21 protein-coding genes are annotated in these 22,649 nt (G+C 64.8%); 18 read left to right on the top strand and 3 right to left on the bottom strand.

Annotated elements, in window-relative coordinates:
* Positions 1 to 8: 8 nt before the first annotated feature.
* The 4 genes from rplF to rpmD are packed head-to-tail and all read left to right on the top strand — an operon-like array spanning position 9 to position 1,706.
* Complete coding sequence (gene rplF / locus ACH13J_RS08660; protein ID WP_397542932.1) at positions 9 to 542, top strand: 50S ribosomal protein L6; 534 nt, start codon at positions 9 to 11, stop codon at positions 540 to 542.
* 12 nt (positions 543 to 554) lie between these two features.
* Positions 555 to 914 (top strand): 50S ribosomal protein L18, encoded by a 360-nt coding sequence (gene rplR / locus ACH13J_RS08655; protein ID WP_397542931.1) that lies wholly within the window; start codon positions 555 to 557, stop codon positions 912 to 914.
* 12 nt (positions 915 to 926) lie between these two features.
* A complete protein-coding gene (gene rpsE / locus ACH13J_RS08650; RefSeq protein WP_397542930.1) occupies positions 927 to 1,505 on the top strand; it encodes a 30S ribosomal protein S5 in 579 nt (192 codons plus the stop codon).
* A gap of 12 nt (positions 1,506 to 1,517) precedes the next feature.
* Positions 1,518 to 1,706, top strand: coding sequence for a 50S ribosomal protein L30 (gene rpmD, locus ACH13J_RS08645; RefSeq protein WP_397542929.1), 189 nt, complete (start codon positions 1,518 to 1,520; stop codon positions 1,704 to 1,706).
* Positions 1,707 to 1,775: 69 nt separating this feature from the next.
* On the opposite strand, the gene ACH13J_RS08640 is transcribed toward rpmD, so the two are convergent.
* A complete protein-coding gene (locus ACH13J_RS08640) occupies positions 1,776 to 2,543 on the bottom strand; it encodes a vWA domain-containing protein (protein WP_397542928.1) in 768 nt (255 codons plus the stop codon).
* A gap of 168 nt (positions 2,544 to 2,711) precedes the next feature.
* Here ACH13J_RS08640 and rplO point away from each other — a divergent pair, with 168 nt between their 5' ends.
* The 14 genes from rplO (at position 2,712) to ACH13J_RS08570 (ending at position 18,659) form a co-directional block, all read left to right on the top strand.
* Positions 2,712 to 3,194, top strand: a complete 483-nt coding sequence (gene rplO / locus ACH13J_RS08635) for a 50S ribosomal protein L15 (RefSeq protein WP_397542927.1) — start codon at positions 2,712 to 2,714, stop codon at positions 3,192 to 3,194.
* A gap of 112 nt (positions 3,195 to 3,306) precedes the next feature.
* On the top strand, positions 3,307 to 4,677 hold the full coding sequence (gene secY / locus ACH13J_RS08630; RefSeq protein ID WP_397542926.1) for a preprotein translocase subunit SecY: 1,371 nt from the start codon (positions 3,307 to 3,309) through the stop codon (positions 4,675 to 4,677).
* Entirely contained in the window at positions 4,674 to 5,315 is a 642-nt protein-coding gene (locus tag ACH13J_RS08625; RefSeq protein WP_397542925.1) for an adenylate kinase, read from the top strand. Before secY ends, ACH13J_RS08625 begins: the two co-directional genes overlap by 4 nt.
* A gap of 360 nt (positions 5,316 to 5,675) precedes the next feature.
* The gene (gene rpsM / locus ACH13J_RS08620) at positions 5,676 to 6,044 is read left to right on the top strand and encodes a 30S ribosomal protein S13 (RefSeq protein WP_397542924.1); all 369 of its coding nucleotides are present in this window, start codon (positions 5,676 to 5,678) and stop codon (positions 6,042 to 6,044) included.
* A gap of 15 nt (positions 6,045 to 6,059) precedes the next feature.
* Positions 6,060 to 6,458, top strand: a complete 399-nt coding sequence (rpsK, locus tag ACH13J_RS08615) for a 30S ribosomal protein S11 (protein ID WP_397542923.1) — start codon at positions 6,060 to 6,062, stop codon at positions 6,456 to 6,458.
* Between the two features lie 115 nt (positions 6,459 to 6,573).
* Positions 6,574 to 7,590 carry a DNA-directed RNA polymerase subunit alpha gene (locus tag ACH13J_RS08610; RefSeq protein WP_397542922.1) on the top strand — a complete coding sequence of 339 codons (1,017 nt, stop codon included), beginning with the start codon at positions 6,574 to 6,576 and terminating at the stop codon, positions 7,588 to 7,590.
* Between the two features lie 136 nt (positions 7,591 to 7,726).
* Entirely contained in the window at positions 7,727 to 8,149 is a 423-nt protein-coding gene (gene rplQ, locus ACH13J_RS08605; RefSeq protein ID WP_397542921.1) for a 50S ribosomal protein L17, read from the top strand.
* 138 nt (positions 8,150 to 8,287) lie between these two features.
* Positions 8,288 to 9,664, top strand: a complete 1,377-nt coding sequence (locus tag ACH13J_RS08600; RefSeq protein WP_397542920.1) for a trypsin-like peptidase domain-containing protein — start codon at positions 8,288 to 8,290, stop codon at positions 9,662 to 9,664.
* Positions 9,665 to 9,669: 5 nt separating this feature from the next.
* Entirely contained in the window at positions 9,670 to 10,977 is a 1,308-nt protein-coding gene (locus ACH13J_RS08595; protein WP_397542919.1) for an AAA family ATPase, read from the top strand.
* 227 nt (positions 10,978 to 11,204) lie between these two features.
* Entirely contained in the window at positions 11,205 to 12,815 is a 1,611-nt protein-coding gene (locus ACH13J_RS08590; protein ID WP_397542918.1) for an ABC transporter substrate-binding protein, read from the top strand.
* 307 nt (positions 12,816 to 13,122) lie between these two features.
* The gene (locus tag ACH13J_RS08585) at positions 13,123 to 14,736 is read left to right on the top strand and encodes an ABC transporter substrate-binding protein (protein WP_397542917.1); all 1,614 of its coding nucleotides are present in this window, start codon (positions 13,123 to 13,125) and stop codon (positions 14,734 to 14,736) included.
* Positions 14,737 to 14,935: 199 nt separating this feature from the next.
* Positions 14,936 to 15,892: an ABC transporter permease subunit gene (locus ACH13J_RS08580; RefSeq protein ID WP_397542916.1), complete on the top strand. Its 957-nt coding sequence runs from the start codon at positions 14,936 to 14,938 to the stop codon at positions 15,890 to 15,892.
* A 12-nt stretch (positions 15,893 to 15,904) separates the two neighbouring features.
* Positions 15,905 to 16,969 (top strand): ABC transporter permease subunit, encoded by a 1,065-nt coding sequence (locus ACH13J_RS08575; protein WP_397542915.1) that lies wholly within the window; start codon positions 15,905 to 15,907, stop codon positions 16,967 to 16,969.
* Position 16,970: 1 nt separating this feature from the next.
* On the top strand, positions 16,971 to 18,659 hold the full coding sequence (locus ACH13J_RS08570) for an ATP-binding cassette domain-containing protein (protein ID WP_397542914.1): 1,689 nt from the start codon (positions 16,971 to 16,973) through the stop codon (positions 18,657 to 18,659).
* A gap of 328 nt (positions 18,660 to 18,987) precedes the next feature.
* Here the strand turns inward: ACH13J_RS08570 and ACH13J_RS08565 are convergent, their stop codons facing one another.
* Both ACH13J_RS08565 and carB read right to left on the bottom strand, forming a co-directional pair.
* Positions 18,988 to 19,110 (bottom strand): hypothetical protein, encoded by a 123-nt coding sequence (locus tag ACH13J_RS08565; RefSeq protein WP_397542913.1) that lies wholly within the window; start codon positions 19,108 to 19,110, stop codon positions 18,988 to 18,990.
* 211 nt (positions 19,111 to 19,321) lie between these two features.
* Positions 19,322 to 22,645 (bottom strand): carbamoyl-phosphate synthase large subunit, encoded by a 3,324-nt coding sequence (carB, locus tag ACH13J_RS08560; RefSeq protein WP_397542912.1) that lies wholly within the window; start codon positions 22,643 to 22,645, stop codon positions 19,322 to 19,324.
* Between the last annotated feature and the right edge of the window lie 4 nt (positions 22,646 to 22,649).

Raw genomic sequence — 22,649 nt, 5'->3', positions numbered from 1 at the left:
CCACAGCAATGTCTCGTATCGGAAAACAGCCAGTGGCCCTGCCCGATGGCGTCACCGCCACGATGAGCGGTCAGACCATCGAGGTGAAAGGCCCTAAGCAAACGAAGAGCTTCACCTTTACCGACGACGTGTCGATCGAGATCGACGACGGCGCGATCAAGGTAACGCCGCGTGGAAAGTCAAAGCGCGCGCGTCAGCAGTGGGGCATGAGCCGCACGATCATCGCCAATCTCGTTCACGGGTCGAAGGAGCCGTTCAAGCAGGAGCTGGAGATCCGTGGCGTGGGGTATCGGGCACAGGTTCAGGACAACATCCTGAAGCTGAACCTCGGGCTCAGCCACGATGTCGATTTCCCCATCCCCGAGGGCGTGACCATCACGGCGCCCAAGCCGACCGAGCTCGTGGTCGAGGGGCATGACAAGCAGCTCGTCGGGCAGGTCGCGGCCAACATCCGTGACTGGCGGCGCCCGGAACCCTACAAGGGCAAGGGCATCCGCTACAAGGGCGAGTATATCTTCCAGAAGGAAGGCAAGAAGAAGTAAGGGACGCGCAAGATGGCAAACAGCAAGAGACAACTGTTCCTCAAACGCCGCCTGCGCGTTCGGAGCAAGCTTCGCAAGGTCAATGCCGGGCGTCCGCGCCTGAGCGTGCACCGCTCGTCCAAGAACATGAGCGTCCAGCTCATCGACGACGCGCAGGGTGTAACGCTGGCATCGGCCTCGACCCTGGAAAAGGATCTCGGCTTCGCCGGCAAGAACACGGTCGAGGCGGCACAGAAGATCGGCGCCACCATCGCCGAACGGGCCAAGGCGGCCGGTGTCACCGAGGCCCAGTTCGACCGGGGCGGATTCCTCTATCACGGCCGGATCCGGGCGCTGGCAGAGGCCGCGCGGGACGCCGGTCTGAAGATCTAAGGAGACGAGAGAATGGCAAGAGATGACAACCGCCGCGGAGGCCGCGATCGCGACGACTCCCCGGAATTCGCCGATCGTCTCGTGGCGATCAACCGCGTCAGCAAGACCGTGAAGGGCGGCAAGCGCTTCGGCTTCGCGGCGCTCGTGGTCGTTGGTGACCAGAAAGGCCGCGTCGGCTTTGGCAAGGGCAAGGCGAAAGAGGTGCCCGAGGCCATCCGCAAGGCGACCGAACAGGCCAAGCGCGGCATGATCCGCGTGCCGCTGCGCGAGGGCCGCACGTTGCACCATGATGGCTATGGACGCCACGGCGCGGGCCGCGTGATCCTGCGCAGCGCGCCGGCGGGCACCGGCATCATCGCCGGCGGCCCGATGCGTGCGGTATTCGAGATGCTGGGCGTTCAGGACGTGGTGGCCAAGTCGGTCGGCACGCAGAACCCCTACAACATGATCCGCGCGACGCTCGATGGCCTTCAGTTCCAGTCCAGCCCGCGCCGGGTGGCACAGCGCCGCGGCAAGAAGGTGGCCGACATCCTGCGCAAGGACGAGTCGCCCAAGGCCGAGGCCCCGGCCGAAGCCCAAGCGGACGCGTAAGGAGGACACGCCATGGCCAAAACCATCGTTGTCAAGCAGGTCGGCAGCCCTATCCGCCGCCCCAAGGACCAGCGCGCCACGCTCGTGGGGCTGGGTCTCAACAAGATGCACAAGACCCGCGAGCTGGAGGATACCCCCAGCGTCCGCGGCATGATCCGCAAGATCCCGCACCTGGTGGAGATCGTCGAGGAGCGCGGGTAACACGGTCCCGGGGTGACACCCACCCGACGGAACATGGCGCCCCGGCCCGAAACGGCCGGGGCGTTCGCGTTAACCGGTAGTGTCCCGGTCTCTATCGCGCGGCAAAGCATGTCCGGGTGGCAAGTGCCCCATCCCCACCATGATGCAACCCAGCGTCTGTCGTAATGCGGCCGCCAGCGCGTCCACGGTGTCGGTCGAGGTGTACGTCCCGCCCGTTCGGTCGGCGAGGCATTTGGCCACGGTCTTTCCATCGTAGGACCCTGCCTCTGGGCTGTTCCACGAAAACGGGTCGTGGACCACCCGGAAGCCCACCACGTGAACGGTGATCCCCGGGTTCTGCGCTGCCAATGCCGTGCCGAGTGCGCAGGGTGTGCCGCCGCAGGTCTCGTTGCCGTCGGTGACCAACACCACGATGCCGTCGTCGCCCAGTATCTCGACCGCCGCTGCCACCGATTTCGTCAACGGCGTCAGGCCGCCGGGGCGCAGCCTGTCTACCGCGCGCATCACGGCCCCGGCCGCATCCGCGCGCGGCGCGAAATGCAGCCTTATCCCGCCGCAGCTGTGGGCGCCGCCCGGTCCGTAGGTCAAAAGCCCCACCCGTCGGACAGGAGTGATCCGTGGCATGGCGCGCGCCAGCGCAGCGCGTGCCTCGGCAATCCGGGTGGGGGCGGTGTGGTCAAAGCCCAGCTCGGCCATCGAGGCCGATCCATCGAAGACCAGCATCGCCTCGCGCGCGCAGCCACCTGCAAACCCTGCCGGCGGGAGAGCCAAGGCAAACCCCGCCGCCCCGGCCAGCGTGCGCGCCAAGGCGCGCGCAGATGGGCAGAATCGCACCATGGCACCACTTTAGCCCGGATTGGGCACAGGCCAATGCACTTGCATCGTGCCGGGACTCCCCTTATACGCCCCCGGTGGCCGTTTGGGCCGCGGAATCGATATCCCAAGTCATGCCGTGTTTGGCCCCATCCGCTTCGGGGGTCATATCCGGCCAAGGAGAAGCGAACCATGAAACTGAACGAATTGCGCGACAACGCGGGTGCATCCAAGTCCCGCAAACGTATCGGCCGCGGCCCCGGCTCGGGCTACGGCAAGACCGGCGGGCGCGGCCTGAAAGGCCAGAAATCCCGGTCCGGCGTCGCCATCAAGGGCTACGAGGGCGGCCAGATGCCGCTCTATCAACGCCTGCCCAAGCGCGGCTTCAACAAGCCGAACCGCAAGAAATATGCCGTGGTCAATCTGGGCCTCATCCAGAAATTCGTGGATGGCGGCAAGATCGACGCGGGCCAGCCCATTACCGAGGACGTCCTCGTGAACAGTGGACTTGTACGGCGCAAGCGCGACGGTATCCGTGTGCTTGCCAAGGGCGAGGTCAGCAGCAAGCTGACGCTGCAGGTGACCGGGGCCTCCAAATCCGCGGTGGACGCGGTGGAAAAGGCCGGCGGAACGCTGAGCGTCGCATCCGCGCAGACGGCCGGGGCGGCCGAATAAGAGGTTGTGAGCGGCGCGCGCGCCGCTTACATACCCTCTAGTTTTCCCGACGAGCGCCGCCTGGGCCGGAAAACGGCGCTGGCGGCGTTTTTGCAAGAGGAAGAGACCGCGAATGGTATCTGCAGCAGAACAAATGGCCGCCAACACCAGTTGGGCCGCCCTCGGCAAGGCCACTGAGCTTCGCAAGCGCATCCTCTTCACCATAGGCCTGCTGATCGTCTACAGGCTTGGCACCTTCATCCCGGTGCCCGGCATCGACGGCGCCGCGCTGCGCGAGTTCATGGAAGGCGCCAGCCAGGGCATCGGCGGCATGCTGTCGATGTTCACCGGCGGGGCGCTCGGCCGGATGGGGATCTTCGCGCTCGGCATCATGCCCTACATCTCCGCCTCGATCATCGTGCAGCTGATGGCGGCCATGGTGCCCGCGCTCGAACAGCTCAAGAAAGAGGGCGAGCAGGGCCGCAAGAAGATCAACCAGTACACCCGTTACGGCACGGTGGGCCTCGCGACGCTGCAATCCTACGGTCTTGCCATGAGTCTCGTTTCCGGAGAGCTGGTGCAGCCGGACATGGGCACGCCCTTCTTTATCGCCTCGTGCATGATCACGCTTGTGGGCGGCACGATGTTCCTGATGTGGCTGGGCGAACAGATCACCGCGCGCGGCGTGGGCAACGGCATTTCGCTCATCATTTTCGTGGGCATCATCGCCGAGGTGCCCGCCGCGCTGGCGCAGTTCTTCAGCCAGGGCCGGTCGGGCGCAATCAGCCCCGCGGTGATCGTGGGCGTGATGATCATGGTGGTGGCCGTGATCGCCTTCGTGGTGTTCATGGAACGCAGCCTGCGCAAGATCCACATCCAGTATCCGCGCCGCCAGGTGGGGATGAAGGTCTATGACGGCGGTTCCTCCCACCTCCCGGTCAAGGTGAACCCGGCGGGCGTGATCCCGGCGATCTTCGCCTCCTCGCTGCTGCTGCTGCCAACCACGCTGTCGACCTTCTCGGGCCAGAACAGCGGGCCGGTGATGTCCACCATCCTTGCCTATTTCGGGCCGGGCCAGCCACTCTATCTGGTCTTCTTTGCCGGGATGATCGTCTTTTTCGCCTATTTCTATACATACAACGTGGCGTTCAAGCCCGAGGACGTGGCCGACAACCTCAAGAACCAGAACGGCTTCGTTCCGGGCATACGGCCGGGCAAGAAGACGGCGGAATACCTCGAATACGTCGTGGCACGGGTGCTTGTTCTCGGCTCGGCCTATCTCGCGGCGGTCTGTCTCCTGCCCGAGGTCCTGCGCAGCCAGTTCGCGATACCGTTCTATTTCGGCGGCACATCGGTGCTCATCGTCGTGTCGGTGACGATGGACACGATCCAGCAGGTTCAGTCGCACCTTCTGGCGCACCAGTACGAGGGCCTGATCGAGAAATCGCAACTGAGCGGAAAGGGGCGCAAACGCGCCCGCAGGAAAGGGACAGCACGCAGATGAACATCATTCTTCTGGGACCGCCGGGCGCCGGCAAGGGCACGCAGGCGCACATCCTGGTCGAGAAACGGGGCATGACCCAGCTTTCCACCGGGGACATGCTGCGCGAGGCGAAGGACAGTGGCACCGAAATGGGCAAGGTCGTGGCCGACGTGATGGCGCGCGGCGATCTGGTCACCGACGACATCGTGATCGGCCTCATCCGCGAAAAGCTCGAAGGCGATAGCAGCAACGGTTTCATCTTCGACGGGTTCCCGCGCACGCTGGCGCAGGCCGACGCCCTCGGGGACCTGCTGCAGGAGACCGGGCAGAAACTTGATGCCGTGATCGAGATGCAGGTCGATGATGACGCGCTGGTGGAGCGGATCACCGCGCGGTCGACCTGCGGCGGCTGCGGCGAGGTCTACAACGACATCACCAAGCCGTGGCCCGCGGATGGCAAATGCGCCAACTGCGGCAGCACCGACGTCAAGCGCCGCGCCGACGACAACGAGGAGTCGCTGCGCAACCGGCTGATGGAGTACTACAAGAAGACCTCTCCGCTGATCGGGTATTACTACGCCAAGGGCAAGCTCAAGACGGTCGACGGCCTTGGCGAGATCGAAGAGGTTTCGGCGCAGATCGCCAAGGCACTGGACTGACACCTGCGACCGCGCCGGCGCTGCCGGGCGATCGGCGGGCACCGGCGTCGCCCGCGTCACAGGCCTTGCGCCTTGGGCGGGTTCGTCGGCAGGGTGGGAATTCGTGGGGTCAGGGCGCGTGTGCGCCGGCCCGCGCAACCGGTTCCCCAGCCTGATCGAGGGCGGAGGCTTTCGCCTTGACGCCCAATCGATTTGTTCCTAATCACCACCATCTCTTGAGAGAGCGCGATTCGTTTCCCGGCCTGTCCGGGTTGCAGATCGATCACCTGAATTCAGCTGCGGCCCGGGCGGGAACGCTACGGGCCTACGTTGTGAAAAAAGGTTCTGGAGTTACGGAACCGCAACGAAAGGACATGACACTTGGCACGTATTGCCGGCGTTAACATCCCGACCCACAAGAGGGTCCCGATCGCCCTGACCTATATCACCGGAATCGGCCATTCCTCGGCCAAGGCCATCTGCGAGGCCGTGAACATCGATCCGGCCCGCCGGGTCAACGAACTCTCGGATGCCGAGGCCGTGGCGCTGCGCGAGCACATCGACGGCAACTATACCGTCGAGGGCGACCTGCGCCGCGAGGTGCAGATGAACATCAAGCGCCTGATGGACCTTGGCTGTTACCGTGGCCTGCGCCACCGCCGCAACCTGCCGGTCCGCGGCCAGCGCACCCACACCAATGCCCGCACCCGCAAGGGTCCGGCGAAACCGATCGCCGGCAAGAAGAAGTAAGGGAGGGCACCGAGAATGGCACGCGACACGCGCCGCACCACCCGCGGCAAGAAAAAGGTTTCCAAGAACATCGCCACTGGCGTTGCTCATGTGAACAGCTCGTTCAACAACACCAAGATCCTGATCTCCGACGTGCAGGGCAACGCGATCTCGTGGTCGTCGGCCGGCACGATGGGCTTCAAGGGGTCGCGCAAGTCGACGCCCTACGCCGCGCAGATGGCCGCAGAGGATGCCGGCCGCAAGGCGCAGGAGCACGGCATGCGCACGCTCGAAGTCGAGGTGCAAGGCCCCGGATCGGGCCGGGAAAGCGCGCTGCGCGCGCTGGCCGCGGTCGGTTTCAACATCACCGCCATCCGCGACGTTACCCCGATCGCGCATAACGGTTGCCGCCCGCCCAAGCGCCGCCGGGTCTGAACGACGACATTCCAGGTGGGGCCGCGTGTCATTTCACGGCCCCATTCCGTCATTTTAAACCTCGGGCGTTCCCGGCCTTTGGACATGGGGCCAGGAACAGGAATGGAGGGAACGCATGATCCACAAGAACTGGGCTGACCTGATCAAGCCGACACAGCTGGAGGTTCGCCCCGGCAACGATCCGCTGCGTCAGGCCACCGTCGTCGCCGAGCCCCTGGAGCGTGGCTTCGGCCTGACGCTCGGCAACGCGCTGCGGCGCGTATTGCTGTCGTCGCTGCAGGGGGCGGCGATCACCAGCGTGCAGATCGACAATGTTCTGCACGAGTTTTCCTCGGTCGCCGGCGTGCGCGAGGACGTGACCGACATCGTTCTGAACCTCAAGGGCGTCGCGTTGCGCATGGACGTCGAGGGCCCCAAGCGGCTGTCGATTTCCGCCAAGGGGCCGGGCGTCGTGACCGCGGGCGACATCTCCGACAGTGCGGGCATAGAGATCCTGAACAAGGATCACGTGATCTGCCACCTCGACGATGGCGCGGACCTCTTCATGGAACTCACGGTCAACACGGGCAAGGGCTATATCGCCTCGGACCGGAACAAGCCGGAGGACGCGCCGATCGGCCTCATCCCCGTTGACGCGATCTATTCGCCTGTCGTCAAGGTCAGCTATGACGTCCAGCCCACGCGCGAGGGGCAGGTGCTGGACTATGACAAGCTGACGATGAAGGTGGACACCGACGGCTCGGTCACGCCAGAGGACGCGGTGGCCTATGCCGCGCGCATCCTGCAGGACCAGCTTTCGATATTCGTCAACTTCGAGGAACCCGAGAGCGCCGGCCGGGAGGCCGAGGATGACGGGCTGGAGTTCAACCCGCTGCTGCTCAAGAAGGTCGACGAGCTGGAGCTTTCGGTGCGTTCGGCCAACTGCCTGAAGAACGACAACATCGTCTATATCGGTGATCTGATCCAGAAAACCGAGGCCGAGATGCTGCGGACCCCGAATTTCGGCCGCAAGTCCCTGAACGAGATCAAGGAAGTGCTTTCAGGCATGGGGCTGCATCTTGGCATGGACGTCGAGGACTGGCCGCCCGACAACATCGAGGACCTGGCCAAGAAATTCGAGGACCAGTTCTGAGAGATGGCGGGTTGTCCCCACCCTGCGGAGTACGCGCAGGGGGCAACCCACCGAGCCCGGGCATTCCCGCCCCAAGGAGAGGGTCTGACGCGCATCGGGCCCCGGACAAAGCAAAACACGTCAAGGAGACACGAAAATGCGTCACGCAAGAGGCTACCGCCGCCTGAATCGCACCCACGAGCACCGCAAGGCGCTTTGGGCGAACATGGCCGGCTCGCTCATCGAACACGAACAGATCAAGACGACGCTGCCCAAGGCGAAGGAACTGCGCCGGGTCGTCGAAAAGCTCATCACGCTTGGCAAGCGCGGTGATCTGCACGCACGTCGCCAGGCTGCCGCCCAGCTCAAGCAGGATACGCATGTCGCCAAGCTCTTCGACGTGCTGGGCCCCCGTTACAAGGACCGTCAGGGCGGCTATGTCCGCGTGCTCAAGGCCGGGTTCCGGTACGGCGACATGGCGCCGATGGCCATCATCGAACTGGTGGATCGCGATCCCGACGCCAAGGGCAAGGCCGACAAGGAACGCGTCGCCGCCGAAGAGGCCGCCGAAGAGGATTGAGGGCCACCCCTCCGCAATTGAAAACCCCCGCCGGTGCCGCCGGCGGGGGTTTCGCATTCTCTGGGAGCGGTCCCGCCGCCGCTTGCAATCCGCCGTCCGGCCCAGCATATCGGAGGTCGTGACGGTACAGGAATGACGATGCGACTGGTGCTTTTCTTCATCGCCCTGCTGATCGGCCCGCCCGCCTTGGCCGAGATGCGGGTTCCGCGGGATGCGGCCGACATACGTACCGGGTTCGTGCCGGTGGTGAAACAGGCCGCCCCGGCGGTGGTCAACATCTATGCCCGCAGGGTGGTGGACGTGCGCAGCCCGTTCAGCGACGATCCGTTCTTCCAGGACCTGTTCCGCGATTTCGGCACGCCCCGGCAGCGCGTGCAGAACTCGCTCGGCTCGGGCGTCATCCTCGGCGCGGAGGGTATCGTGGTGTCCAATTACCATGTCGTGGGCGAGGCCACCGACATCCGCGTGGTGCTCAACGACCGGCGCGAATTCTCGGCCGAGGTGCTGTTGTCGGACGAAGAGAGCGACCTTGCCGTGCTCAAGCTCGAGGATGCGCGCGGGATGCCCGCGCTCGGGCTGCGCGACAGCGACACCGTGCAGGTCGGAGAGCTGGTGCTGGCCATCGGCAACCCCTTCGGCGTGGGCCAGACGGTCAGCAGCGGTATCGTCTCGGGGCTGGCGCGCTCGGGCACGGCCACAGGCGATGCGCGGGGCTATTTCATCCAGACCGATGCGCCGATCAACCCCGGTAATTCCGGCGGCGCGCTGGTGGACGTGAACGGGCGGCTCATCGGTATCAATACCGCGATCCTCAGCCGATCGGGCGGGTCCAACGGGATCGGTTTCGCCATTCCGTCGGCGCTGGTCGCGCAATTCGTCACGCAGGCGCGCGCCGGCAACACCGAGTTCGAACGCCCATGGCCGGGGCTCGACGGCCAGCCCGTGACGGCGGACATGGTGGAGGCGCTCGGGCTGGACAGGCCGGGTGGCGTGGTGATCTCGCAGTTGCATCCGCAAAGCCCGTTCGTCGAGGCGGGCATCGAGACCGGCGACGTGATCACCGCCGTGGACGGGCACCCCGTCAACACCCCGGCCGAGATGATCTTTCGCATGTCTGTGGCGGGTATCGGCACGCAAGCGGGCGTCACGCGCGTCCGGCAGGGCAAACGCAGCGAGGTGACGGTCGCGTTGGTCCCGGCGCCAGACACCCCGCCGCGCGCGCGGCTGACAACACCCCGGCAATCGGCCATTCCCGGGATGACCCTGTCCACCGTCAATCCGGGGGTCATCAGCGAGTTTGACCTGCCCCTGTCGGCCCGCGGTGCCGTGGTGGAGGATCCCGGCCGCGTCGGACGGCGGGCCGGGCTGCGCGCGGGGGACGTGCTGACGGCGATCAACGAGGTACCGGTCGAGACGTCCGAGATGGCGGCGAGCCTGCTGGCGGATGCGCGGCGGTGGCTGAGCCTCGAGGTTCAGCGCGGTCCGCGGCGCCTGTCCATGCGGTTCAGGCTGTAGCGGCGGTGCCCGATCTCTTCGATACCCAGCCCGAGGCGCTGCCCGACACGGCGCCGCGCCCGCTGGCCGACCGGCTGCGCCCGCGCAAGCTGTCCGAGGTGGTTGGCCAGGACAAGGTGCTGGGGCCCGACGGGCCACTCGGCGTGATGCTGGCCGCGGGCAGCCTCGGCTCTCTCGTCTTCTGGGGGCCGCCGGGGGTAGGCAAGACCACCATCGCCCGCCTGCTGGCCGACGAGACCGATCTGCATTTCGTGCAGATCAGTGCCATCTTTACCGGGGTGCCGGAACTGCGCCGGGTTTTCGACGAGGCCAAGCACCGGCGCGCCAACGGGCAGGGTACGCTGCTTTTCGTTGACGAGATCCACCGATTCAACAAGGCGCAACAGGACAGCTTCCTGCCGCACATGGAGGACGGAACGATCCTGCTGGTGGGGGCCACGACCGAGAACCCCAGCTTCGAGCTCAACGCAGCGCTGCTCAGCCGGGCGCAGGTTTTCGTGCTGGAGCGTCTCTCGCTGGCCGATCTGGAGCTGTTGGCCCAGCGCGCCGAGGCGGAACTTGGCCGCCCGCTGCCACTGGATGGCCCGGCGCGCGAGGCGTTGCTGGAGATGGCCGACGGGGACGGGCGGGCGCTGTTGAACCTGATCGAGCAGGTCGCGGCATGGAGAACCGAAGGCCAGCTGGACACCGACGGGCTGACGGCCCGGCTGATGAAGCGGGCGGCCCAGTACGACAAGTCGGGGGACGCGCACTACAACCTGATCTCGGCACTTCACAAGTCCGTGCGCGGCTCCGATCCCGACGCGGCGCTCTATTGGCTGGCGCGGATGCTGGAGGGCGGCGAGGACCCGCGCTATCTTGCTCGCCGGATCACGCGCATGGCGGTCGAGGATATCGGGCTGGCCGACCCGCAGGCGCAGACACATTGCCTGCACGCGTGGGAGATCTATGAACGCCTTGGAAGTCCCGAGGGCGAATTGGCGCTGGCACAGGCGGTGACCTATCTCGCGCTGGCGCCGAAGTCCAACGCGACCTACACCGCCTACAAGGCCGCCCGCAGGGCGGCGAAGGACACCGGCAGCCTGCCGCCCCCCAAGCACATCCTGAACGCGCCGACCAAGCTCATGAAGGACGAGGGCTATGGCGCGGGCTATGCCTATGACCACGATGCCGAGGACGGTTTTTCCGGCCAGAACTACTTCCCGTCGGAGATGAAGCGCCAAGTGCTCTACCAGCCCGTCGAGCGCGGCTTCGAACGGGAACTGAAGCGGCGGCTGGACTATTTCGCCCGGCTGCGCAGCCGGCGTGGCTGAACGCCCCGCCGGGATCGGGACGTTTGCGTCTGGCTATCTACCTGTAAAATATGGGAATCCCTCCGTTGATAAAAAGAGAGGGTGGAAGCGTGAGGGATTTCGTGTTTTGTTATTGGCATGTCATTTTCAAAGTACCCGCAGAATCACGTGATGTGTGCAGTGCGGCATGAGCGCATAATGTTTCAGTGCGCCGGGTCGCACGGGTAAAGACTTCCAGGGAGAAAAGCATGACAAAGAAGCACGATCCTCTTCTAATCGACCGTCTTGCGGATGCCGCGCGCGAAGGCCGTATCTCGCGCCGGTCGTTCATGAGCTATTCGATGGCCGCTGGCATGACAGCCTCGGCCGCAACCGGGCTGTGGACGAGTTCCGCCCATGCGGCGCCGCAGCGCGGCGGCACGTTCCGCGTCGGCGTGCACGACGGGAATACCTCCGACACCCATGATCCGGGCACGTACGTGTCGCGCCAGCAGATCTATCTGGCGCACCAGTATCGCAGCTACCTCACGCTCATCGAGCCTGACGGCACGCTCGGCCCGGACCTCGCCAGCAATTGGGAGGCCAACGAGGACGCGTCGGTCTGGACATTCGAGCTGAACCCCAACGCCTCGTTCCACAGCGGCAAGCCGGTGACGGCGAATGATGTTGTCGCCTCGCTGAACCACCACCGCGGCGAGGACACGACATCGGCCGCCAAGGCGCTGCTGACCTCTATCACCGATGTGGCCGCGGACGGCGATCATACCGTCGTCGTCACGCTGGAAAGCGGGCTGGCGGACCTGCCGTGGTTGATGACGGACTATCACCTCGCCATCTGCCCGGCCAACGACGACGGAACGATCGACTGGCAGTCGGGCGACGGCTCCGGCCCCTACAAGATCGACCAGGGCGAATGGGGGGTCCAGTGGTCGCTCAGCCGTCACGACGGCTGGCACCTTGAAGGCGCCTATTTCGACAAGGTTGAAATGCTGGTGCTCAACGACCCCAACGCGCGTCAGACGGCACTGGTCACCGGGGACGTTGACGCGGTATCCCTGATCGACCTCAAGACGTCGTCGCTGCTGCAGCGCGACCCCAACATCGCGGTGGAAAATGTGCCCTCGGCGGCCGCGATCACCATGCCGATGTTCTGCGATACCGCGCCGTTCGACGACGTGAACGTGCGCAACGCGCTGAAGCTCGCCATCAACCGCGACGAGATCATCGACAAGATCGCGTTCGGCGCGGCGACCAAGGGCAACGATTTCCACCATTCTCCGGCCATGCCGTACTGGCCCGATGACATCCCGCAGCGCGAATACGACCCCGATCAGGCAAAGTCGCTGCTCAAGAAGGCCGGGGCCGAGGGGCTCTCCGTCAACATCCACACCGCCGACAGCGTGTTCTCCGGCGCGGTGGACATGTGCGTGCTCTATTCCGAGCAGGCCAAGCAGGCGGGCATCGATGTCAAGGTCGTGCGCGAACCCAATGACGGCTACTACTCCGATGTCTGGCTGAAGGAATCGTTCACGGCCGTGTCGTGGGGCGCGCGTCCGACGCCCGACGTGATGTACTCGCTGGCCTACAAGGCCGACGCGGACTGGAACGAGAGCCGGTGGCAGAACGAGCGGTTCAACGAACTGCTCCTCAAGGCCAAGGCGGAGCTGAACAACGAGCGTCGCGCGGAGATGTACCGCGAGATGGCGTTGCTGGCGCGCAACGACGGCGGCACCATCATCCCGATGTTCAACAACTTCGTCTACGCCCGCCGCAGCAACGTGATGCGTGGCGACAGCCTCGCGGCGAGCTGGGAACTCGACGGCGCCCGCGCCCCGAGCCGCTGGTGGTTCGCGTCCTGATACCTGCCGACATCCCGGTGCCGGCACGGCCGGCACCGGTGCGACACGCGGGGCGAGGCACCATGCCTGCGCCCCGTTTTTCGTTGCGGACAGGCATCCGGCGCCTGCGACGGCGCGGCGCGGGTTGAGTGCCCAAATTTACATTGAGTGCTGTAACTAAAGGGTAGAACTGCATGGAATTTCGTGTTTTGGTTAGAATATGTCGTTTATTGGCTACGCACTTCGGCCGCGGATGGGGAATTTTGATTTGACCCATATACAGTGGTGATGGCTACATCCAACAACAGCAATCCTTCAGGGAGAGATCATGACCAAGCACGAAGACCAGATTCTAATCGACCGACTGGCGGACGCGGCCCGCGAGGGCAAGATTTCCCGCCGGTCGTTCATGCACTATTCGCTGGCGGCCGGTATGACGGCCTCTGCAGCGACCGGGCTTTGGACGAGTTCCGCCCAGGCGGCCCCGAAGCGCGGCGGGCACTTCCGGCTGGGCTCGCATGACGGGAACACCTCCGACACGCACGATCCCGGCACCTACGTCACCTATTCCACCATCATGCTGGCGCATACCTTCCGCAGCTACCTCACCCTGATCGAGCCGGACGGCTCGCTCGGGCCGGACGTGGCGACCGAGTGGTCGGCCTCGCCGGACGCGAAGGAGTGGACGTTCAAGCTCAATGACAAGGCGACCTTCCACGACGGGAACAAGGTGACCGCCAACGACGTGATCGCGTCGCTCAATCACCACCGCGGGGAGGACACAACCTCGGCCGCCGCGGCGCTGGTTTCCGACATCGAGGAGATCGTGGACAACGGCGACCATTCGATCACGGTCAAGCTGGCGGGCGGCAATGCAGACCTGCCCTGGCTGATGACGGATTATCACCTTGCCATCTGCCCGGCCAACGACGACGGCTCGATCAACTGGCAGTCCGGCATGGGCTGCGGGCCGTACCGCTTGGTCAATGCCGAGATGGGTGTCAACTACGAGCTTGAGCGCCACGACGACTGGCACCTTGACGGCGCCTATTTCGACAAGGTCACGATCACCGTTCTCAACGACCCCAACGCGCGCCAGACCGCGCTGGTCACCGGCGACGTGGATGCCGTGACGCAGATCGAGCTGAAAACGCTCGCCCTGCTGCAGCGCGACCCCAACATCGAGATCGACAACGTGCCCTCGGCGGCGGCGATCACCATGCCGATGTTCTGTGACACCGCGCCGTTCGACGACGTCAACGTGCGCAACGCGATGAAGCACCTGATCAACCGCCAGGAAATCATCGAGAAGATCACCTTCAACACCGCGACGATCGGCAACGACTTCCACCATTCGCCGGCCATGCCCTACTGGCCCGATGACATCCCGCAGAACGACTATGATCCCGACAAGGCGAAATCGCTGCTCAAGAAGGCCGGGGCCGAGGGCCTGAGCACCGAGATCAGCGTGGCCGACTCGGTGTTCTCGGGCGCGGTGGACATGTGCGTGCTCTTCTCCGAGCAGGCAAAGGCCGGCGGCGTCGACATCAGCGTCAAGCGCGAGCCCAACGATGGCTACTATTCCGACGTCTGGCTGAAGAAGCCGTGGTGCGTGGTTCAGTGGGGCGCACGTCCGACGCCCGACGTGATGTACTCGCTCGCCTACAAGGCGGACGCGGCGTGGAACGAGAGCCACTGGCAGAACGAGCGGTTCAACGAACTGCTGATCAAGGCCAAGTCGGAACTCGACGACTCCTTGCGCGCCGAGATGTACCGCGAGATGGCGATGCTGGCCAAGAACGACGGCGGCACGATCATTCCGTTCTTCCCGAACTTCGTCTACGCGCGCCGCTCCAACGTCAAGCACGGCCCCAACCTTGCCGCCAGCTGGCAGGTTGACGGCGCCCGCGGCTGCAGCCGCTGGTGGTTCGACGACGCCTAAGCGCGATTTCGCCCCGGCGCCAGCGCGCCGGGGCGGCATTGTCCGCCCAGTCGAAGTTTTTATCCGGGCGGACCAATTAACCGACGCGGGCACAGAAGTTGCTTCAAGGCTCCCCGCCGAGGAAAAAAGACACTCTGTCTTGACGTAACCCGGAACACCGGAACCCGAACCGGGCGTCTGACAACAGCAGGAGGGACAGATGGGAGACATACTAGGGCTCGTTGGAAAACGGCTCGGCCTCGGGTTGATCATTCTTCTGGTCATCTCGATCATCATTTTCTTCATGGTCGAACTGCTGCCGGGCGATATTGCCCAGGCGGTTCTCGGCCAGGGCGCGACCGAGGAGAACGTCGCCGCGCTGCGCAAGGAAATGGGCCTCGATAAACCCGCCGTGGTGCGGTACCTCGAATGGCTCAGCGGTGCCGTGATGTTTGATTTCGGCAACTCGATCGTCACCGGCGAATCCGTCGCCAACACGATCGGCGACCGGTTCATGAACACGCTGTTCCTCGCGGCCTACGCGGCCGTGATCGCGGTCCCCGTCTCGATCATCCTCGGGATCATCGTGGCGCTGCTGCGCAACTCGATCTTCGACCGGGTTGCCAACGTGATGGCGCTGTCCTTCATCTCATCGCCCGAGTTCTTCCTGGGCTACATCCTCATCCTGTATTTCGCGGTAAACGCGGGCATGTTCCCGGCGATTTCGAGCCTGAGCGAGGACATGACGCTCTGGGAGTTGTTGCACCGAACGTTCCTGCCGGCACTGACGCTGGTGCTCGTGGTGATGGCGCACATGATGCGCATGACCCGTGCCGCGATCATCAACCTGCTCTCCTCGCCCTATATCGAGATGGCGCGGCTCAAGGGGACGCCGCCGTGGAGGGTCATCGTCAAGCACGCCCTTCCGAACGCGTGGGCGCCGATCATCAACGTCGTGGCGCTGAACCTCGCCTACCTGATCACGGGCGTCGTTCTGGTCGAGGTGGTGTTCGTCTATCCCGGCATCGGCCAGGCGTTGGTTGACGCCGTGTCCAAGCGGGACTTCCCGGTCGTGCAGGCCTGCTGCCTCATCTTCGCGGCGACCTTCATCCTGCTGAACCTCGCGGCGGATGTCGGCGCGATCCTCACCAACCCGCGTCTGCGGCATCCGAAGTAAGGAGGCGGAACTATGAGCTGGTTTGTCATCGGATACTACACGGTGCTCCTCGCCGCGTCCTGCGTTGCGGCATACATGAACAAGCGGGCGGTGTTCCTGCTGCTTTTCTCGCTGACTCTTGTGTCTTTCGTGCTGGGGATCGTGGGCGGCACCGGGGCGCTGATGTTCGTGGCGGTCGCCGCCGGGGTGCTCGCGCTCGCCGCGATGGTCTCCTACGGGTTCCGCGAGTTTCTCATCGCGATGGCCTCGGAAGAGATGGCCAAGGAACTGCGCACCGCGCCGCTCACGGCGGCCTTCGGCATGTTCGTGATTTTCACCTATGTGATCCTGGGCGTCTTCGCGCCCCTGATCGCGCCCCATGGCGAGGCCGAGGTGATCGCCTCGGCGTTTGCCCCGGCGAATGACGAGATGCTTCTCGGCGCGGACCAGCTGGGCCGCGATATCTTCAGCCGGATCATCTACGGCACGCGAAACTCGGTTGGCCTGGCCCTCGCCGCCACCATCGCCGCCTTCATCCTCGGCGCGCTCGCAGGGCTGCTGGCCGCCACCAAGGGCGGGTGGTTCGACCAGTTCATGGGCCGGGTGGCGGATGTGATCATGTCGATCCCGTCGCTCATCTTTGCCCTGCTGATGCTGTCGATCTTCGGACCGCAGATCATCGTGATCATCGTCGCCGTGGCCATCATCTATGCGCCCCGCGTCTTCCGCCTTACACGTGCGGTGGCCGGCAACATCGTGGTGATGGACTACATCGAGGCGGCCAAGCTGCGCGGGGAAGGGACATGGTATCTCATCCGCAAGGAAATCCTGCCCAACTCCACCGCCCCGCTGGTGGCAGAATTCGGTCTGGAATTCTGCTTCGTGTTCCTGCTGGTGGCCGGCCTGTCGTTCCTCGGGCTCGGTATCCAGCCGCCCACGGCGGACTGGGGGTCGATGGTGCGGGAAAACGCCACGCTCATTTCGTTCGGGGACATCACGCCCCTCATCCCGGCCGCGGCCATTGCCTTGCTGACCGTAGGGGTCAACTTCGTGGTTGACTGGATGCTGTGGCGGTCCTCCGGCCTGAAGGAGACTTAACATGGTCAAGAAATTCAATGAGAAAGACGTCCTCCTGGAGATCAAGGGCCTCAAGATCCAGGGGTACACCGACGAGACATGGGTCGACATCATCAAGGGTGTCGACCTGACCCTCCACCGCGGCGAGGTGATGGGCCTGATCGGCGAGTCCGGCGCGGGCAAATCGACGATCGGTGCCGCGGCCATGGGCTATGCCCGCGACGGCACGCGCATCTCCGAAGGCTCGATCGAGTTCGACGGGATGGAGCTGACCACCGCCAGCGAGAGCGAGAAACGTGCGCTGCGCGGCTCGCGCATCGCCTACGTGGCGCAGTCGGCGGCGGCATCCTTCAACCCGGCGCACAAGCTCATCGACCAGCATACCGAGGCGCCGCTCCAATACCGGCTGCAGAAGCGGATGGAGGCGCAGGAGGATGCGGTCGAGCTCTATCGCCGGCTGCGCCTGCCAAACCCCGAGGAGATCGGGTTCCGGTACCCGCACCAGGTATCGGGTGGGCAGCTCCAGCGGGCGATGACCGCGATGGCCATGTCGTGCCGGCCGGATCTCATCATCTTCGACGAGCCCACGACCGCGCTCGACGTGACGACCCAGATCGAGGTGCTGGCGGCGATCCGCGACATCGTCGACCAGTTCAACACCGCGGCGATCTACATCACCCATGACCTCGCCGTGGTCGCCCAGATGGCCGACACCATCAAGGTGCTGCTCAAGGGCGAGGAGGTGGAGCAGGCGCCCACCAAGGAGATGCTGGACAACCCGCAGGAGGATTATACCAAGTCCCTCTGGGCGGTCCGGTCCTTCAAGCGTCCGCAGAAGCAGCGGCCAAAGGACGGCACGCCCCTGATCTCGGTGCAGAACGTGGATGCCTCCTATACCGGAGGGGCCAAGGTGCTCGACGACGTGTCCTTCGACATCTACGAGGGCATGACCGTGGCCGTGGTCGGGGAATCGGGGTCGGGCAAGTCGACCACGGCGCGGGTCATTACCGGGCTGTTGCCGCCCAGCAAGGGGCAGGTCCTTTTCAAGGGGGAGCCGTTCCCGCCCAACTACAAGGACCGCACCAAGGACCAGCTGCGGCAGTGCCAGATGATCTACCAGATGGCGGACACGGCGCTGAATCCCAAGGTTCGGATCGCCGAAATCATCGGGCGCCCGGCCCAGTTCTACTCCGGTCTCAAGGGGGCCGCGCTGAAGAACCGGATCGACGAGTTGCTGGATCTCATCGAGCTTGAGCCGTCGCAGTTCTACAGCCGGTATCCCCCGGAGCTGTCCGGCGGGCAGAAACAGCGGATCGGTATCGCCCGCGCGCTGGCCGCCGAGCCGTCCTTCATCGTCTGCGACGAGGTGACGTCGGCGCTGGACCAGCTGGTGGCCGAGGGCATCCTGAAACTCCTCGACCGCCTCCAGAACGAGCTGAACCTCGCCTACATGTTCATCACGCACGACCTTGCCACGGTGCGGTCGATCGCGGACGAGGTGGTGGTGATGCAGCACGGCAAGGTGGTGGAGCAGGGGCCCAAGGAAGAGATGTTCACGCCGCCGCACCACCCCTACACCGACCTCCTGCTCAGCTCGGTGCCGGAGATGGACCCGAACTGGCTGACATCCCTTCTGGAAGAGCGCGGAGTCGACAACGTGGGCGACGCCGCGACGGCCAAGATCGATCCGGGCGATCAGAAGGTCGAATAGAGCACACGAAGAAAACAAGAAACGGCGGAGGAAACCTCCGCCGTTTCGCTTTGCCAGGGGCAGCCGTGTCGACGATCAGAGGATCGCCATGGCGGACAGGACCATGGTCGCGACGATCAGGGCGTACATGATGACAACCGACTGCCATGTTGCGCTGTGCATGCGCAGTTCGCGAATAAGCTGGTCACGGGTCATCGCTTGACTCCTTCGCAGGGAGGGGATGGCACGGCATCCGGTTTCAAACTACAAGCGCCGCGCGGAAGGACCGCCCGGCGCATTTCAGACATGGTGGCAAGCGTGACGCGGGCGCTGACGCGCCCGCGGGCTCTTATGCGGTGATGGACAGTGCCGAGAGAACAAGCGTTCCGACAAGCAGGCCATACACCAGAACCACGCTCTGCCACGTGGCACTATGCATGCGCAGTTCGCGGTTCAGTTCATCGCGCGTCATGGTAGCCCTCCTGCATGTGTGAGGTTTCGCCCGCGAGTCGGCGTCTGCCGCCTCTCGTAGCCCGCATATAAGCGCCCAAGACTTTCGCGCAATAGAATTCGAACGGAAAATCCATGCAGCCGCTGCATACCAGTCCGAACCCGCTGGCATGGCTGTGGACAAATCCGATTAAGGCCCGGTTTTCAACCACTTGTATCGGGGCTATTCCCGTCTAGCCCACGGGCCGTGGCGGTGGCCCTTGCAGCGACATGACGTCGAGGTCGCCCTCGTTGCGCGCCTTGATGGCACGCGCGGCGGCATGCGCCCCCGCCGCCGTGGTGAAATACGGGATCTTGTCGTAGAGTGCAACCGACCGGATCTCGCGGCTGTCCTCGACGGCCTGCGCGCCCTCGGTGGTGTTCATCACCAGCGCGATCTGCCCGTCCTTGAGCATGTCAACCACGTCGGGCCGCCCCTCGTAGACCTTGTTGACCATCTCGCAGGCGATTCCGTGGCTGTCGAGAAAGCCGGCCGTGCCGCGCGTCGCGACGATGGAGAAGCCGATATCGACCAGCGTGCGGGCGGTTTCGATGAGCAGCGGGGTCTTGTCGGCGTCCTTGATGGAGAAGAAGACCCGCCCCGATTCCGGCAGGTTCGTCCCGGCGCCCATTTGCGCCTTGAGGAAGGCGCGCGGAAAGGACACGTCCCAGCCCATGACCTCGCCGGTGGAGCGCATCTCGGGGCCGAGGATGGTATCCACGCCGGGGAACCGCGCGAAGGGCATCACCGCCTCCTTGACCGAGAACCACGGCATCGCCGGGTCGGCCAGGGTCATCTGGTCGGCCATGGGCAGCGAGCCGGGCTTGGCGTCGGCGGGGTAGGGGCCGCGATGGGGGAAGGATTCCATCGTTTCGCCCGCCATCAGCCGCGCGGCGATCGAGGCAATGGCCGAATCCGTTGCCTTGGCCACGAAGGGCACGGTGCGGCTGGCCCGCGGATTGACCTCTATGAGGTAGATATCATCGTCCTTGACGGCGAACTGCACGTTCATCAGCCCGCGAACGTCCAGCGCGAGCGCCAGCGCCTCGGTCTGGCGCTCGATCTCCGCGATGGTGCTGTTCGAGAGCGAATAGGGCGGCAGCGAACACGCCGAGTCGCCGGAATGCACGCCGGCCTCCTCGATATGCTGCATGATACCGGCCACGTGCACGCGGCTGCCGTCGCAGAGCGCGTCGACGTCGCACTCGATGGCGCCCGCGAGATAGCCGTCCAGCAGAACCGGGCTATCGCCCGAGACGACGACCGCCTCGTTGATGTAGCGTTCCAGGTGGGCCATGTCGCGCACGATCTCCATCGCGCGCCCGCCGAGGACGTAGGAGGGGCGTATCACCAGCGGGAAGCCGATCGCCTCGGCAATTTCAAGCGCCTGCTTGCCGGAGGAGGCGATCCCGTTCTTGGGCTGCTTGAGATCCAGCTTGTTGACGAGCGTCTGGAACCGCTCGCGGTCCTCTGCAAGGTCTATGGCGTCGGGGGGTGTGCCCAGGATCGGGATGCCCGCGGCGTCGAGCGCGTTGGCAAGCTTCAGCGGGGTCTGGCCGCCGAACTGCACGATCACCCCGTGCAGGGTGCCGCGCTCCTGTTCGACCCGCAGGATTTCCATGACATGCTCGAATGTCAGCGGCTCGAAATAGAGGCGGTCAGAGGTGTCATAGTCTGTGCTCACCGTTTCGGGATTGCAGTTGACCATGATCGTTTCGTAGCCCGCGCCGGTCAGGGCGAAACAGGCGTGACAACAGCAATAGTCGAACTCGATCCCCTGCCCGATGCGGTTGGGGCCACCGCCGAGAATCACGACCTTCTTGCGGTCGCTCGGCCGGGCCTCGCACTCCACGTCGCCCATCATCGGGGCCTCGTAGGTGGAATACATGTAGGGCGTCTGCGCCTCGAACTCGGCCGCGCAGGTGTCGATGCGCTTGAACACGGCCGTGACGCCGGCCTCGTGACGGGCGCGACGCACATCGGCCTCGGTGAACCCGGTCAGCGTGGCCAGCCGCGCGTCGGTAAAGCCCATCATCTTCAGCTGCCGCAGCCCCTCGGCGTCGCCGGGCAGGGCGCCGTCGCGCACCGCCGCCTCGGTCTCGACGATCTCGCGGATCCGGGCAAGGAACCACGGGTCATACCGGGTGACCTGGTGTATCTCGTCGTCGGTCAGCCCGTGGCGCATCGCCTGCGCGATGGTGCGCAGCCGGTCGGGGGTCTGGTGGCTCAAGGCCTTCACGATCGCGGCCTTGCCGTTTGCCGGGTCGGTGGCGCCCTCTATCTCGACCTCGTCGAAGCCGGAAAGCCCCGTCTCCATGCTGGACAGGGCCTTTTGCAGGCTTTCGTGGATCGTCCGCCCGATGGCCATGGCTTCGCCCACCGATTTCATCGCGGTGGTCAGTGTCGGCTCCGATCCGGGGAATTTCTCGAAAGCGAAGCGCGGGATCTTGGTGACGACGTAGTCGATGGTGGGCTCGAAGCTCGCCGGCGTCACCTTGGTGATGTCGTTGTCGAGCTCGTCGAGCGTATAACCCACGGCCAGCTTGGCGGCGATCTTGGCAATCGGGAATCCGGTCGCCTTGGAGGCCAGCGCGGAGGAGCGCGACACCCGCGGGTTCATCTCGATCACCACCATGCGCCCGTCCTCGGGGTTGATGGCCCATTGCACGTTCGACCCGCCGGTTTCCACGCCGATCTCGCGCAGCACGGCGATGGAGCCGTTGCGCATGATCTGGTATTCCTTGTCGGTCAGCGTCAGCGCGGGGGCCACGGTGACCGAGTCGCCGGTGTGCACGCCCATGGGGTCGACGTTCTCGATCGAGCAGACGATGATCGCGTTGTCCGCCTTGTCCCGGACGACCTCCATCTCGAATTCCTTCCAGCCCAGCAGGCTCTCGTCGATCAGGATCTGGCTGACCGGCGAGGCGTCGAGCCCGGACTTGCAGTAATGCTCGTAGTCGTCGCGGTTATAGGCCACGCCGCCGCCCGTGCCACCGAGCGTATAGGCAGGCCGGATGATGGCGGGCAGGCCCACATGCTCCAGCGCGGCCATGGCCTCGTCCATGTCGTTGGCGATGGTCGCGGCGGGGTTCTCGATGCCCAGCCGGTCCATCGCCTCGCGGAAAAGCTTGCGGTCCTCGGCCATCTCGATGGCCTCGCGGTTGGCGCCGATCAGCTCGACGCCGAATTTTTCCAGCACGCCCATGTCGGCCACCGCCAGCGCGGTGTTCAGACCGGTCTGCCCGCCCATGGTGGGCAGAAGCGCGTCGGGGCGTTCCTTCTCGATGATCTTCGCGACGATTTCGGGCGTGATCGGCTCGATGTAGGTGGCATCGGCCAACTCGGGGTCGGTCATGATCGTGGCCGGGTTGGAGTTGACGAGGATCACCCGGTACCCTTCCTCCCTGAGCGCCTTGCAGGCCTGCGCGCCGGAATAGTCGAATTCGCACGCCTGTCCGATGATGATGGGGCCCGCGCCGATGATCATGATGGAGGAGATGTCGGTTCTCTTCGGCATGAGA

Origin of the sequence: Roseovarius salis (assembly GCF_044472985.1) — a bacterium.
GTDB lineage: Bacteria > Pseudomonadota > Alphaproteobacteria > Rhodobacterales > Rhodobacteraceae > Roseovarius > Roseovarius salis.
This window is presented reverse-complemented; position numbering and strand designations above follow the sequence as displayed.